Source organism: Pedobacter cryoconitis, from assembly GCF_014207135.1.
Taxonomy (GTDB): domain Bacteria; phylum Bacteroidota; class Bacteroidia; order Sphingobacteriales; family Sphingobacteriaceae; genus Pedobacter; species Pedobacter cryoconitis_D.
In genome coordinates this window covers 1-16,052 of record NZ_JACHCC010000009.1, presented here as the reverse complement: position 1 = coordinate 16,052, position 16,052 = coordinate 1, and the positions used below count along the sequence as shown (strand labels likewise).

The 16,052-nt window shown below is 40.5% G+C and carries 8 protein-coding genes; all 8 read right to left on the bottom strand.

Annotated elements, in window-relative coordinates:
* Window positions 1–61: 61 nt before the first annotated feature.
* Window positions 62–2,359 (bottom strand): beta-glucosidase BglX, encoded by a 2,298-nt coding sequence (gene bglX, locus HDF25_RS16840; RefSeq protein ID WP_184626853.1) that lies wholly within the window; start codon window positions 2,357–2,359, stop codon window positions 62–64.
* A 28-nt stretch (window positions 2,360–2,387) separates the two neighbouring features.
* On the bottom strand, window positions 2,388–4,133 hold the full coding sequence (locus HDF25_RS16835; protein WP_260409394.1) for a family 43 glycosylhydrolase: 1,746 nt from the start codon (window positions 4,131–4,133) through the stop codon (window positions 2,388–2,390).
* Between the two features lie 4 nt (window positions 4,134–4,137).
* Complete coding sequence (locus HDF25_RS16830; RefSeq protein WP_184626851.1) at window positions 4,138–5,496, bottom strand: glucoamylase family protein; 1,359 nt, start codon at window positions 5,494–5,496, stop codon at window positions 4,138–4,140.
* Window positions 5,497–5,591: 95 nt separating this feature from the next.
* Entirely contained in the window at window positions 5,592–7,076 is a 1,485-nt protein-coding gene (locus HDF25_RS16825) for a RagB/SusD family nutrient uptake outer membrane protein (protein ID WP_184626849.1), read from the bottom strand.
* 11 nt (window positions 7,077–7,087) lie between these two features.
* The gene (locus HDF25_RS16820) at window positions 7,088–10,099 is read right to left on the bottom strand and encodes a SusC/RagA family TonB-linked outer membrane protein (protein ID WP_184626847.1); all 3,012 of its coding nucleotides are present in this window, start codon (window positions 10,097–10,099) and stop codon (window positions 7,088–7,090) included.
* A 262-nt stretch (window positions 10,100–10,361) separates the two neighbouring features.
* A complete protein-coding gene (locus HDF25_RS16815) occupies window positions 10,362–13,265 on the bottom strand; it encodes a triple tyrosine motif-containing protein (protein WP_184626845.1) in 2,904 nt (967 codons plus the stop codon).
* A 102-nt stretch (window positions 13,266–13,367) separates the two neighbouring features.
* On the bottom strand, window positions 13,368–14,474 hold the full coding sequence (locus tag HDF25_RS16810; protein WP_184626843.1) for a tetratricopeptide repeat protein: 1,107 nt from the start codon (window positions 14,472–14,474) through the stop codon (window positions 13,368–13,370).
* Between the two features lie 92 nt (window positions 14,475–14,566).
* Entirely contained in the window at window positions 14,567–15,505 is a 939-nt protein-coding gene (locus HDF25_RS16805; RefSeq protein WP_184626841.1) for a rhodanese-related sulfurtransferase, read from the bottom strand.
* Window positions 15,506–16,052: the final 547 nt, after the last annotated feature.

Genomic DNA, 16,052 nt, shown 5'->3' with positions numbered 1-16,052 from the left:
TCTTGTATAAACAAAAAAAGCCCTTCAACTATAAGTCGAAGGGCTTTTTAAAGAATTAGTTTTAAAGTGTAAAGCTAAACTGAGCTGTTGAAAGATCACGTGAATTAGGACCGATAAATACATTAAAGTCTCCTGTTTCAGCGGCAAATTTTAAATCTGTATTATAGAATTTGAGCATTTCAGTGTCAATAGTGAACTTAACTTGCTTAGATTCACCTTTTTTCAGGAAAATTTTCTGGAAGCCTTTCAGTTCTTTTACCGGGTGGGTAACAGAACCATAAATATCCTGAAGATATAATTGTACGACTTCCTGACCGTCAAAATTTCCAGTGTTTTTTACTTCTATAGTAGCCTCAAGAGTCTGGCCACTTTTTATCGTATTTTTATTGATTTTAACTGGTGAGAAACTGAAAGTTGTATAGCTCAGACCAAATCCGAAAGGATACAGGGGCTCATTTGAACTATCGATATAACGGGATTTAAATTTCTCATTCGAAACACCATCATAAGGACGGCCAGTACTTTTATGATTGTAATAAAGCGGGATCTGACCTACACTTCTTGGGAAGGTTGCAGTCAGTTTACCTGCAGGATTGTAATTACCTACCAGTACATCAGCTATTGCATTTCCAGCTTCAGTACCACTAAACCAGGTTTCCAGAATAGCAGGAACATTGGCATCTTCCCAATCCAGAGTTAAAGGACGGCTGTTCATCAATACCAGTACGATTGGTTTACCAGTAAGCTTTAATGCTTTTAATAAATCTTTCTGATTCGGTAACAGATCGAGGTTAGTCCGGCTTGTTGCTTCTCCACCCATCAGTGCACTTTCACCTAAGACAACAACTGCTATATCCGCTTTTTTTGCCGTAGCTACTGCTTCGTCAATTAATTGCTGCGGAGATTTTGCATCAGCAACGATATCTGCACCATTTGCATTAATCTGTTTCAGGATAGCAGGATTATCAACCAGGTTCGCACCTTTTGCATAGGTAATATCCATATCCGGGGCAACATTTTTCAATCCTTCGATAACACTGATTGCTTTTTTCCAGTCTCCCGCTGCACTCCAGTTCCCGATCACATCACGTTTATTGTTAGCCAACGGGCCAATCAGGGCAATCTTTGCATTTTTCTTCAGGGGTAATAACTGATTGTTGTTTTTTAACAATACCATGGAGGCTGCAGCGATATTTCTCGCGTCCAGTCTGTTTTGCGGGGAAAGTATTTCTGTTTTTGCACGTTCTTCGTCAACGTATTTGTAAGGATCAGCGAATAATCCCAGTTTATATTTTGATTCCAGGATCCTGCGACACGCCTGGTCAATCACCTGTTGGGTAATCTTTTTCTCTTTCAATGACTGTTTTAAAGTAGTCAGGAAACCTTCTGCAACCATGTCCATATCAGTTCCTGCATCCAGTGCTTTTGCACTTACAGTCTGCAGGTCACCCAAACCATGAGGAACCAGTTCACTGACACCTGTATAATCACTTACGACAAAACCCTTAAAGCCCCACTGATTACGTAACAGATCTGTCAGTAACCATTTATTTGCTGTCGCAGGTGTTCCGTTGATATCATTAAAAGACACCATTACTGTTTCTGCTCCTGCATCAATAGCAGCTTTATAAGGAGGCAGGTATTCATTATACATTCTGATCAGGCTCATGTCTGTTGTATTGTAGTCTCTTCCGCCTTCAGCTGCGCCATATAAAGCAAAGTGTTTTACGCAGGCCAGAATCGCATCTTTATTAGAAAGACTGTTAGTCTGATATCCTCTTACCATGGCAGCGCCGATTAATGAACCCAGGTAAGGGTCTTCACCCGAACCTTCAGAAATTCTGCCCCATCTCGGATCTCTTGAAATATCCACCATTGGAGAGAAAGTCCAGTTTAAACCATCCGCACTTGCTTCTCTGCCTGCAATACGTGCACTTTTTTCAATCAGTTCCATATCCCAGCTGGTACTTAAACCCAATGGAATAGGAAAGATAGTTTTATGACCATGTACTACATCATAGCCAAATAGTAAAGGGATTTTTAAACGTGATTTCGTTACAGCAAGTTCTTGTAACTTACGAACTGCCTGTGGGGTGAAGGTATTGAAAACACCCCCTGCCAGGCCTTTTTCAATTTTTTCATCCACTCCCTGACTTAAGATCGGACCAGTTACGTCAAAACCTACCGCAGGTAGATTAAGCTGTCCGATTTTTTCATCTAATGTCATCTTTGACATCAGGTTACTGATGAAGGAGTCCATCTTTGGATCTGTCGCGCTTGCGGCTTTTTTCTGTTGTGCAAACGCAGAGTTTGCCAGAATAACAGCCGCCAGGAAAAATAAGGAAGTTGATTGTTTCATATGTGTATTTAATAGTATTTAAATTAGGTTAATTGGCCCTGATCACTTTTGATCTTGCGGAACTCCCATTTTCGTTAATAGCCTCTATACAGAAATAATATGGTTTTTCTTTATCCATTCCCTTATACCAGTATTCGTTTGCCTGATAAACCATAATACTGTTGTACAGTTTATCAGGGGCGGTACCCAGGTAAATATTATAGGCATAGGCATTATCTACAGTATTCCATTTGATCCAGGAGTTTCTTTTGTCTTTTTCTGTTCTGAGTACAGTGAAATTTTCAACGGCCGCTGGTTTGCTGCCTTTTCCATGCCCGAATACTCTTAATCCACTGATCGCAAATTTGCCCGTCGGCATATGTATATTCTCTAATTTGATAAACCGGGCAATAACGGATTGATCAAGTTCTATGTAATCATGTGGTACATCCTTTTTGTTAGCACTTTTATCAGCTAGTATTTTCCAGCTTTTTCCATCTGTCGAATACCAAAGTTTATACTGATGGTATATGTCTGTCTGTTTACCTAAAAAAGTAACATCCTGATCTGCATAATTGATCTGAACGGCCTTTACCTCAGACAGCGCTCCAAGATCAGACTGTATCCATTCACCTTTTTGAGCGCTGGCTGCACTCCAATAGGTTTTTATACTTTCATCCACAGCATTATTTGCAGTGTAAGACCCTAAAGTAGAAGATACGGTTACAGGTTTATTATAATTAAGCAGCATCCAGCCCGTGAAACCTGATTTCAAATGATCTGAGGCTTTTGCAGGCAGATAATGCGGGTAATCACCAAAGGCAGCATCCATATACATGGTACCATCCCGGTCAAACCCGGCAGGCCAGATCCCCAGTCTCCGTTCAAAATTGTTTTTTACAGCGATGACCATGGTAGATACATGCCAGTAATTTTTCCAGTTGTCCTGGAAAGTAGCACCATGTCCGGCTCCCCGGGCAAAACCACCCGGCTTATAAGACAGGGGTAAGGATTGATGTTCAAACGGGCCCAGTGGATTATCAGCTACGGCCACACCATCCGCATAACCACTAAATTCTGTTGCCGGTCCACCATATTGCAAATAGTATTTTCCATTATGTTTGGTCATCCATGCGCCTTCTATAAAAGGATCGAGAAAGGTGTTATCCAGGTATTCTCCAAAACGTTGCCAGCCATAGCGCTGATCATCAAGCAGAAGTAGTTCTTTGCGGGTACCTATAGGCTGAAAAGTTTTTCTATTTAATTCTACGCCATATAATGGGTACCTGTTACTGCTGCCGTTGTACATATATAATTTGCCATCATCATCTACAAAATGGGCAGGGTCCCAACCCCCGATTTCAAATTCATGGACAGCCTCTTTCCAGCTGTTTTCTTTAGGATTTGTACTCATCCAGATGGGGAAATTTTTGGAATAGGTAGAACCGAAAACCAGCATTGTATCCCCCTGTATCCAGACCGAAGGCGCACACAGGTCATCATATACCTTATGCTCAGGACGAAGAAAGGACCGGGATACAAAATTCCAGTTATAGAGATCGCTGCTCCACCAGTACCCTTTCTGGTTCGTAGAAAACAAGAAATAATCTCCTTTGTAATTAACTATTACCGGGTCAGCTGTTGCCCTGTGTTTGCCCTGTTCTGTAAAACCGGGAATAGGGACGTACCCATAATCGAGATTAACAGGATTACAGTAAGTCAGCTGTTTTTGCTGACCAAACAGGGAAAAACCCGAGAATAAGAAACACAGCAGGAGAATATTACCTTTCATCATAAACTTATTTGGTTAATGCCGGGCTTGTAATACCCAGCCTGTTCAATCCATTTTTAACATCAGGGCTGCTCATAAATAACTTCCATAATAACCCGCTGCGGTAGTTTTCTATCATACAGATGATAGGTCCCTGATCAATAGCCAGGTGTGATTTCGCATACCAGTTATGTTCTTCACTAAAGCCATCCACAAAACCATATTCGCTCCAGATTTTATCACCCAGATCAAAATAAAAATGTTTCAAAGCCTTCATAGAATACTCAGGCGTATAAGGAAAAGCCGATAAGGCAGCTGTTGGACTGATTACACTGAGATCTTCGTTAGGAGAGTGGGCAGCATAACCCTGCCAGCTGTCACTTGCAGTAAGTCCCCAGCTGTTTTCGCCATAACCTTTGTAATGTTTAGGATTTTCTACGCAGTAGTCATGGTTGATTAAGGTGTGATTTTTATTCTGTTCAAAATAATCTGCATAACGGTCCTTTAATCCGCGGGGATCAAGGCCTATAAAAGAATATTGTGAAAAGAATAACGGGCCACCGAAATCAAATCCCAGGGGTAGGGTAGTGCCTAAAAATTTCTTTCCGTTAAAAAAGGTATTGCTGTTTGCCCAGCCTTCTTCATAAACTTTTCTGTCTATCGGTGATTTAGGGGAAGCAGCAGCCAGAATGTAGGTCATGAAACATTCGTTCCATCCTTTGATCTGGTGGTTCATGCTCCAGCCATTGTTTGGGCTCCAGTGCCAGTAAAGTACATTTTGTTGTTGCGTGAACCAGTTCCACTCAATACCTTCCCACATCCATAATATTTTATTACGGATATCATTTTCCACTGCATTGTCAGCAGTGTAGTATTGACGGGCTGTGAGTAAACCCTGAAATAAAAACGAAGTTTCTACAATGTCTGCTCCATCATCTTTAGGACTGAAGCGGATTACTTTTCCGGTTTCACCATTCAGCCAGTGTGGGAAAGCACCATGAAACTGATCAGCTTTCCATAAAAAGTCTACAATTTTTTTAGTTCTGGCGGCAGCCTGCTCGCGGGTAATAAACTTACGTTCAGAAGCTACTATAGTGGCCATGATTCCAAAACCTGTTCCACCAGTGGTTACAACTTCATTGCCATATTCAAAGGCAATGTTACTGCGTTCACGGGCCATTCCGCTTACCGGGTGACCAAAGTCCCAGAAGTAACGGAAAGTCTGTTTCTGTACCAGATCCAGTAACTGATCATCCGTCAGGTTTTTCCGGATCTTCATCTCGGGTTTAATGCCCTGGAAAGGAATTGTTTTCTGCTGTGCCAGGGCCGAACAGCTGATGACTGTGAGTAGGAAGAAGCTGATTATACTTGAATAATTAGGTTTCATTTGTGGTTGTGTGTGATTGTTTGCAGTATTTGAATGATGTTAAAAGAGGTTATCAGAACTGCATCTGATAACCTCTGAAATTTATTTTTGTTGGTTTAGTAACCCGGGTTTTGAGTTAACAGGTTACCACTCCGGTCAATTTCTGTCTGAGGGATTGGCCAGACTTCGTTTTTGTTAGCTTTCCATCCTTTCGGACCAAAAACTTCGGCTGCTCTTCCCTGGCGGATTACGTCGAAATAGCGATCGCTTTCCATAGCTAGTTCCAATTGTCTCTCTTTATAAACCGCTGCACGGATAGTCGTTGCATCTGTTGCCGTAACATCAGCAAGGATAGCTGTGTTGGTACCTCTGGCGCGGGCGCGGACTCTGTTTAATGAACTTAATGCCTGAGTTGAGTTACCCAGTTCGTTGGCTGCTTCTGCATTCATTAACAAGATATCAGCAAATCTTAAGACTCTGATGTGTTGTTGTGCACCCGAATTGTAAGCTGAATTATACAAGCTGAATGGTACATAAGATTTCATGTTGTATCTCGGATTTGGTGTCGTTGTAGGAATGACATCACCATCAGGTGTAGTTGATCCTCTGAACAACATCGTTCCGATTATTCTTGCATCGCCTGGCTCATATGCAGCTGCAATTACATCAGACGGAACATTAAAGCCCCATCCACCGGCAGGAATTCCAGGTACACCCTGAACCTGGCTGTATTGTGAATTTGTAGCAACAGGATTTCCAGGAAGAATCTCGGCCTGAACTTCAAAAACAGATTCTGAGTTATTGTTATGGGTTGTACGGAAACTTTGATAGAAATCAGGGAACAGACTGTAGCCTAATCCCATTACCTGGTTAGTATAAGCTAATACATCGGCCCATTTTTTCTGATACATAGCTACTTTAGCATGCATGCCAAGGGCGGCACCTTTTGTTGCGCGGCCAATATCTGTGGAACCATAGGCCTGAGGTAAAACAGCAGCAGCATCAGTTAAATCCTGTTCAATCTGTGCATATACAGTTGCTTTAGGCGTACGCGGAATATTATATTCTGAAGTACCGGCCGGAACTTTTAGTCTTAATGGTACATCACCATAAGCTCTCACCAATCTGAAATAAGAGTAAGCACGAACAAATTTTGCTTCAGCCAGGTAGCGGGTTTTCAGAGACGCATCCATTGAGATCGCAGGTACATTATCTAATACCTGATTACATAGATTTATATTCTGATACTGTGCATCCCAGAATCCTTGTAATGAACCTTCTGTCGAAGTTACAGTGAAGTTATCATACAGATTCCAGAAAGTAGCATCAGTTGGTGTACTTCCTTTATCCGCTTCATCAGAAGCTACACTTTCAATAACCAGTGCCGGGAAAGCAACATTTCCCCAGGTACGCAAATTGCCATAGATAGCATTTACACCTTTGGTTGCATCATCCTGAGTTTTCCAGAATTGGACAGCCGGCTGTTGTCCCTGAGGCGGAACATCCAGAAAGCTCTTTTTGCAGGATGAAGTGAACAATGCTGTTGATACCAAGGCCACAGCAAACCATTTTTGTATATTTATATTATTAACTATTTTCATATCCAAATCAATTAAAAGGTAAGATTTATACCAAGGTTATAAGTCGCGAAAAGTGGATAAACATTGATATCAACACCTGCATTTGTTGGTGTACCACCAACCTCTGGGCTGAAACCTCTGTAACCAAATAAGTTCACAGCATTTTGTGCATTTGCAAATACTCTTAGTTTCTGTACTTTCCATTTTGACATTAAAGCCTGAGGGAAAGTATAGCCTAACTGGATATTTCTCAATCTGATATAAGCACCGCTCTCTACATAAAATGAATTAGCCTGGATATTATCACCACCTGCTAAATTTGCAGAAGGATAAGTATTGGTTGAACCTGGTCCGGTCCAGCGGTTGTCATAAAGTTTTTTAGTGTAATTCTCATTTCCGAATCTTGCACCTAGATTTCCATTGTAGACATCTACACCTGCTACACCCTGGATATCAACTGTTAAATCAAAGTTTTTATAAGCAAAATTAGTGTTCACACCATAAGTGTATTTAGGATTAGGGTTTCCAAGTGAAACTCTATCCTTACCATCAATTTTTCCATCTCCATTCTGGTCAACATAGATAAAATCACCTGGTCTTGCATTTGGTTGTGCAGAAGCGGCAACTTGTGCTGGTGTCTGGAATATACCAGATACTTTGTAACCATAAAACTCACCTATCGGACTTCCTGTTATAGTTCTTGTTGGAATAACAGCATTCACAAGACCTCCACCTCCAGCATAAATCGGGTTATCTCCAGAAGTTACGTTAAGAACCTTATTGTTATTCATACCCACATTTCCACTGATAGAGTAAGCTAAACCACCGGCAGTTTTATCAGACCAGGTAGCAGCAAGTTCGAAACCACGGTTTCTGAAGTCCGCCTGATTGCCAATTATTTTACCGTTTGAAGTACCTAAAGAACCTAATACGGGGATATCAAAAATTGCCTGTTCAGTTTTTCTGCTGTAATAATCAGCTTCAATGCTTAATCGGTTATTCAGGAAACCCATTTCTAAACCAATATCCGTACCCGCACTGCGTTCCCAGAATAGGGCAGGAGGGACGATTGTTGTTACACTGGCACCAGTGTAAGGCTGACCGTTAAAGAAAGCGATTAATCCTGCTCCCTGGTCAATTGATAAAGTGGTTGGATTGATAGGTACGCCGGCATTACCAACTTTTCCCCAGCTTCCGCGAAGTTTTAAATTAGTAAAAATCTTCTGGTCTTTCATGAAGTCTTCATTGGTGATTACCCAGCCTCCACCAACTGAAGGAAAATATCCCCAAAGATCACTTCCTCCAAAAAATTGCGAGGCAGCATCGGCTCTTATAGAAGCATTTAAGAGATATTTGTTTTTAAATGAATAATTAGCACGGCCGAAGTATGAATCTGCTGTATTTAAGCTCCCTGAATCTTTGATCAGTCTTGTAGCTGCATCTCCAAGAGACAAATATAAATCACCATCAGTACTGTAAGGTACATTTTGTGCAGTACCATTCAGCGTATAACTTTTATAACGTTGTGCCGTTTGTCCTACTAATAAAGTCAGGTTATGATCTCCCCATTTATTATCATAAGTCAGGGTGTTTTCAAGAATCCAGTTTCTGGTTTCTATTCTGTCAATTCCTAAGATACTTACTGTTGTATTCTGGGAAGCAGTAGCGTAGTATTTTGGTGTATAAGTCCGGTTTTCTTCTTGTGCGAAGTCACCACCTGCACTTGTTTTGAAAGTAAAGTGTTTGGCAAACTTCAGTTCTGCGAATACATTTCCGGTAACCTTATATTTTGCATTACGTTGGTTAAAGAAATCTAATGTAGCCTGTGGATTAGAAGTAGGACCATTTCCTAAATTGAGTTTACTTGGATCTCCGTAAGAACCATCTGCATTGAACACTGGTATAACTGGTGCTGCAGTATACATATCACGGAAAATACTAGTAGGTGCATCTCTTGATACACTTGATACGCCGGTCACATTATAACCTATTTTTAATCCTGGAAAGATTTGAAAATCATTGCTTAATCTGGCTGTGTATCTTTTATAGTTGTTTTTCTTTACAATACCATCCTGATTTAAATAACCAAGAGAGAAATTATAACTTGATTTCTCTGTAGCACCATTGATAGAAACCTGGTGATTAGTTACCATCGCATTTCTCAAGATCTGCTTATACCAGTCTGTACCTTCACCAAGATTGGTACTTGGAAACAGAGGTGGTTGATTCAGAATCTTGTAAGATTCATTTACGGCTGTTGCATATTCAGATGCGTTGGCCATTTTCACTGCATTGGTTACACTCTGTATACCTATAGAACCATTGTAGTTAATCGTTGGATCTCCTTTTTTACCACGTGTTGTAGTTACCAGCACTACACCATTAGCAGCGCGGATACCATAAATTGACTGGCTGGATGCATCTTTCAGGATACTGATATTCGCAATATCTGCAGGGTTTAAGAAATTAATATCATCGTACCAGACACCGTCTACTACATATAATACGCCTGTTTGTCCATAGATAGTTCCTGTTCCCCTGATCGTTACTGTCGGAGCCTTACCCGGCTGACCGCTGTTTACGATGGATACACCGGCAACCTTACCTTGTAAAGCGCCCACTGCATTTGTCGAGGCCTGCTTAGAAATGTCCTCTCCTTTTACAGAGGCTACCGATCCTGTTACATCGATTTTGCGTTGTGTGCCGTAACCAACCACAACTACCTGATCAAGCTGCTGAGATGATGAGGCTAAAGCAGCATTGATTGTAGTCTGATTATTTACTGCTACCTCTTGTGTGTTGTAGCCGATATAGGTAAATACCAATGTTCCGTTTGCCGGAACGCTGATAGCATACTTACCATTGGCATCTGTTTGTGTTCCTACGGTAGTACCTTTTACCATTACGCTTACAGCCGGGATACTCGTTTTATCCTGACCATCGGTAACTGTCCCTTTAACGGTAATGTTCTGGGCAGAAACTGCGTTCATAAAAAGCAAACATAAAAAAGTCAGAACAGAAAATTTTGTAAAGATTTGTTTCATACTGATTATTGGTTATGTGTTAATTGATTGTTAAATCTGCGGTGGATTTAGGGCATAAACAAAGAAAGTGCCTCTACATTAATACATCACAATATCTTCGTGTAAAAAATACAATAAGCTGTAAAGATGTAAAAAGACTGCTTAATCCCTGTCTGGAGCAGAAATAGCGACGAAGTGTGTGGATAATAAGAATTGAGGTATTTGATCAGTTCCGAAGCTTTGTGTAGTAATGATGTAGTGCTAATACGGTCTTGATGTGGTATTAGAGCTCCATGAAGAACTCCGCCAGGTTTTTGTCGTGTGGTATATTCAGCTTCTTCCGGAGCCTGTATCTCCTGATTTCAACTCCTCTTAAAGAGATGTTCAGCAGAGAAGCCATCTCTTTACTGCTCATATTCATATGGAGATAGGCACACAATTTAAGATCATTGGGTACCAGGTCAGGATGACTTGCTTTTAGTTTTTTAAAGAAACTACCATGGGCTTCATTAAAGCTGGTCTCGAATAATGTCCAGTCCCGCTCATCGTTCATTCCTTCATCAATGACCTTCTGTATTTTTCTGAATTGATCATCAGCAGGTGTTTTTCCTTTTTCATCTTTAAGTTTGGCGATCTCCTGGCTCAGCTTCTGTAACAGTTCATTTTTATAGACCAGGCTCATCGCCGAACTGGCCAGCTCACGGTTTTTGCTCTGGAGTTCAGCATGCAATTTTTCGGTTTGTATTCTGATGATTTGTTTTTCCGTAGCTTCTGCTTCTTTCTTCAGGAAAATCTCTTTTTCCAGCTCTACTTTAGTCATGATCTCTTCATGATCTTTCTGAAGCCTGGTCTGATATTGTTTCTTGGCCAGGAAAAGTAACAGTATAATTAGCAACAGGTACAAAGCAAAGGCCCAGTTACTCGCATAAAATGGCGGAAGAACTGTAAACTCGAAAACAGTAGTCTGACTGATCAGTTCATCATTGATTTTAGCCCGAACCAGGAATCTGTAATTCCCTTTAGCCAGGTTGGTGAAATCCTTTTGAGAAGAAGGGCTCCATTCGGACCATTGCTTAGCATATCCTTCCAGGTAATACTGGAATTTGATTTTAGCCTGTCTGTAGTAGGGAAGTGAAAAGGAGATTCTGATATTATTTCTGTTGAATGGGATTTCTATTTCATCGCCATTGTTTCCATTTTCACTGATTATTTTATAAGAATCAGTAACATCTTCGACTCTTCTGATCAGGACTGCTGGCAGTGTGTTTTTCTTCGACAGATTTATCCCAGCCGTTGCATCGTAAATTACGAAGCCATCATCTACACTGATTAAATGCATGGTATTACTGATCTGGCTGATATTTTCATAATATTGCACCATTCTGCCATCCAGTAAGCTCAGTCTGTTAGAATCGATGACTAGTTTACCAGGCTCCCAGAAATCAACCAGTGCAGTTTTTCCATGATTAATGAACCAATATTTTTTTAGTCCTGCGCTAATGATTTTATTTGAACTGGCGAAACTTCCTAATTCTTTATTTAATTCTTTATATAGGCTAAAGCGGTTACTGATTTCATCGTAAAGCATAAAACCTGCATCCGAAGAGAAGACGAGTTTATTTTCGAGAGTAAAGAGATTGATATTGTAATTTCCATGAAGTCCGTTTTTCTCATCATAATAGCGGGTTTTGATTACTCTTTTAAAGTCAGGGCTTAAAGTCAGCTTATATAAGCCTTTGTAGGCGTGACTTACCCAGATATCTCCTCTGGAATCCTGTTCTACATAACGGGAAGGTTCTTTAAAATTCTGTATTTTTGTGAAATATTTCCATTGTCCACTGCCATCTTTATGGTATAATACCAGACCATTATAGGTTCCCTGGATCAGATAATCAGGATTGCTGTTCAGCTTTTTAATTGTCCAGCCTCCGCTTGAACTGGAAATCTTTTCCAGCTGGTTGCCAGTTACTTTAAAACTTCCGACATTGTGGCCCATGATCAGCTGACCATCCAGTACACTGAGATCCCATACCTGGCCCTGAGAATTAGGCACCAGCTTAAAATCGAAAGTGTTGAATTTCTTACTGTCTCCTGATATCCATGGACTATAAAAAAGCCCCTGATTTGTTCCCAGATAGATGTTATTATTATAAATCAGACTCGAATAGACTGTTCCAAACTGGCCGGCTTTATCGAGGTAAAAATAAAGCGGTGAATTCAGTTCTACACGATCAATGCCATTATCAAGGCCCGCCCAGAGATTTTGTTCATTATCTGTGAAGACACTGAGTACAGTATTATTCTGTAATCCGCTCGATTTGTTAATCTGCTGTACAATATTTCCTTCCTGGTCAATCAGGATCAAGCCATTCAGAATGGTACCGAAAGCATAATACTGATTATCTATCCTGCTGCCATTATTGAGCTGATAGGTCTTTAAGAAGCCATTTGCCGGCGTATTGAAAGGTATATAACTTGATCCGTTATAGATAAACAGACCATCCTTGCTGGTGCCAATTAACAAACTTCCATTTTTGTAAGGCAGGATCGTCATAATATTTGACGGACTTACCGGATTAGTATGCGGAAGGGCTGTCAGCTTATTCCCTTTTAATTCAAATATTCCCTTTTCAAGGGCTTCAACCAGGAACCTGTTTCCAACTTTGTGTAAAAAGAGAAAGGGACCGGGACCTTTAACTACGGTTATTTTATTCTGCTCGTAAATATAAATCGTTGTGAATGACTGAAAAATAACCCTTTTCCCGTCTACATATATTTTCCATATCTCATCTGATAACTGTTTGGTCTGAGGGATAAGCTTAACCAGAGAAGTATAAGTTAGTTTTTTGTTATGGGCTGACCAATAGCCGAACTCACCAAAACTGCCAGTGTAAACCAAGCCCCTGGAGTCTGTTGCAACTGCACGGACTATCTGGCGATTGGGCATCCGGTACTGCTGCCAGTATCTGCCATCATAAGTCAGCAGGCCTTGTGTATTGCCAAAATACATAATTCCCTTGCTGTCCTTTGCAATTGCCCAGTTCTGGTTTCCTGAAAGATAAACCGATTTTGGAAAATTCTGAACATAAGGAACTCCTATACTTTTGATCTGTGTAGCCTTTACCAGGAAACCTGATAAACTAAAACACAATAAAAGCAGAAAACTAATGATGTAACGGGTCTTCATTTATAACAATGGATACTCAGATATTGATAAAAGATGCAAATTATACATTATATATAACATTCTGTTATTTTGATATGTTTGCAAAGGGGTTACAGCATCTATTTAGCGGTGTGTTTTGAGAAAATCGGTGACATATTGCGGGGTCTTCTTTTCGAGTCCCCGTTTGTGCATCATGGTTAGATAGGTCTGATAGTTCTGTATAGCCAGTGCTGAATTATTCTTTTTCCGGTAAACATCTCCCAGGTTGAGATAAGTTACCATCCGGTCGGGAAACTTTTCGGTCACCTTTTTGAGGAAAACTTCGGCGGCGTCTAAAGCGTTTGCCTGTTCCAGGAAGTAACCTATGTCATTGACAAAAACTACGTTACTTTTGCTAATCTTATAGTCTATATGCTCATCCGGGCTATATTGATAAGCCCTGGTTTGGGAATTTTTATCTGCAGTATAATCATAACAAAACCCGGTTGCATCCTCTTTTCCAAAGGCAAGGTTTAATAAAGGAAGGTCCATGACCGGAAGTTTTTTTAGGGTGTCGAGCAAGTCCTTGTATTTGCCTGGGGTATAATAGAGCTTAATCTCATGTTCGGCTTTTAATGTTTTATCATAAGGCGTTTCCTCCCCGTCAAATTTATCCAGGTAAAGATTTATTGAACTAGCGTAGACTTTGTAAGTCCTGTGTTCTTCTCCTGCATCATTTGCCCCGTTCTGATAGTAACTTATACATTGCCATTTTCTTGTATTCTTGCGGAAAACAAATTTGAAGAGCTCAAGCTGACCAAGTCCTGACGGGCCCCACGACATGCTCAATGCAACTGTATCCTTATTCACTGTAATCTCGTGGTCGTGCATATTGTTGCAGTCAGCGCACATAAAGGCATTAGGATTTGCAAACAGCAGACGATATTGATCCTTATCTTTTTGATAAAAAGCAAGGCCCTCAGCTATGAGGTCGCCTTTATTATTATTTTGAAAATAAGGATCCTGAAAACTGAGGGTATCTATCTTTTCATATAATACAAAAACGCCGGTGATGCCATTGGCAGCGGTATATAAGGGATAGCTATTCAATAACCTGACGCGGGACTCATTAAAAGAAGATGCTAAATTTTCCTGGTTGAGTTTATCGGTAGTGAGCCGGACTGATTCTTTTTGTGCCTTTGTAAAAAGACAGGTAAACATCAGGGCAAGTGATAGGATAAGAGTTCTCATATGATCCCTCAAAATTATTCTTTTTTATGAAATTTAGAGCCTGTTTAAAATGGGCTGAAGATTTATTGTCTTCAGCCCATTTTGTATCTGGTCTATTTTGCTGAAATATTTACTGGTTGAGGTACTTTTACATAGTATCCTGTTCCGTCATATGGACGGCGACGGGGATTGGTTACGCATGCCTCAGAGCAGCAACCATGAAGTTTGGTGCCACATTCGTCACATTGTGTAACGTGCTCATTGCATTCCGGATTGGCGCAATTGATCATTTTCGCAGTAACTGTTCCACAGTTATAACATTTAGAAACTGTGCTTGGGTTAATGGTATTCACATCTACCGCTATGCGGTTATCAAATACATAACATTTACCTTCGAAATCTTCACCGCCTGCTTCTTTACCATATTTAATGATACCACCATGTAACTGGTAAACGTCATTGAAACCATGGTGAAGTAAAAGGGCAGAGGCTTTTTCGCATTTGATACCGCCAGTACAATAGGTAAGTACTTTTTTGTCCTTGTATTGTGCCAGTTCATTGATCTTTTCTGGGAATTCTCTGAAATTTTCTATGTCAAGGGTAATGGCATTTTTAAACTTACCCAGGCTGTGCTCATAATTAGAGCGGACATCCAGGATAATTACATCTTCCTGATCGATCATTTCTTTAAATTCTGTCGGCTCAAGATGTTTTCCGGTTTTTTCGTTAGGATTGATGATACTGGTATCCCTTAAACCTGAGTGTACAATCTCTGATTTATAACGGCAATGCATTTTAATGAAAGAGGGTTCGTCAACTTCATCCAGTTTGAATTCAGTTTTTGCGAAACGCTCATCGGCATGAATAGCTTCCATATAGGCTGCACAGGCAGCTTTAGTACCAGAAACAGTTCCGTTTAAACCTTCATCAGCAACAATGATACGGCCAACCAGGTCTAGTGATTTACAAAATTTAAGGTGATCGGCAGCAAATTGTTCTGCATTTGCTATTGGGCTATAGCAATAGTATAGTAATGTATTGAATTTTTCCATAAAAAATTGATACCGCTGCAAACGGCGTTTAACAGTCGCAAATTTAAGAATAAAATCTTAAATCCAAACCTGATATGATTAACCGGTTTACTATCGTATATATATAGGTATGTACAGAACGGTTTATGTGGGGGATTGTTAGGGTTGTAGTCGGGTGGTGTTCGGGTACTGGTCGAGACTGAGCCAGTATGGGCACGTTGTTGGTCTATGGCCAGTCCAGGTATTTTAACTAGTTAAAATACCTGGACCCATTATGCAGGATCAGTATGCCAGCGATAGTTCTATCCAAAGGCTGACTGCAGGCTGACCCGAACCACAGGTATATAGTATATAAGGGGAGGGGCTTGGGCTGATTTTCCTGGTCTGCTGGGCTGAAATTAAGCTAATGTTATCCCATTGTTAAGTGTGTTGAAACTTTTCGGATTGAAAATCAGCGTATTAGTGTTTTGATGCAAATAATAGTGGTGTAATGTTTGGAGGACGGTATAATTTTCCTACTTTTGCATCCCGCTTCGGAGGAAGGGAAACTTGAAAAGGATAAAGAAGA

What these genes read in the sequence shown, in the direction of transcription:
- bglX (WP_184626853.1), bottom strand. Translation starts at nt 2,359, where the DNA reads ATGAAACAATCAACTTCCTTATTTTTCCTGGCGGCTGTTATTCTGGCA.
- HDF25_RS16835 (WP_260409394.1), bottom strand. Translation starts at nt 4,133, where the DNA reads ATGATGAAAGGTAATATTCTCCTGCTGTGTTTCTTATTCTCGGGTTTT.
- HDF25_RS16830 (WP_184626851.1), bottom strand. Translation starts at nt 5,496, where the DNA reads ATGAAACCTAATTATTCAAGTATAATCAGCTTCTTCCTACTCACAGTC.
- HDF25_RS16825 (WP_184626849.1), bottom strand. Translation starts at nt 7,076, where the DNA reads ATGAAAATAGTTAATAATATAAATATACAAAAATGGTTTGCTGTGGCC.
- HDF25_RS16820 (WP_184626847.1), bottom strand. Translation starts at nt 10,099, where the DNA reads ATGAAACAAATCTTTACAAAATTTTCTGTTCTGACTTTTTTATGTTTG.
- HDF25_RS16815 (WP_184626845.1), bottom strand. Translation starts at nt 13,265, where the DNA reads ATGAAGACCCGTTACATCATTAGTTTTCTGCTTTTATTGTGTTTTAGT.
- HDF25_RS16810 (WP_184626843.1), bottom strand. Translation starts at nt 14,474, where the DNA reads ATGAGAACTCTTATCCTATCACTTGCCCTGATGTTTACCTGTCTTTTT.
- HDF25_RS16805 (WP_184626841.1), bottom strand. Translation starts at nt 15,505, where the DNA reads ATGGAAAAATTCAATACATTACTATACTATTGCTATAGCCCAATAGCA.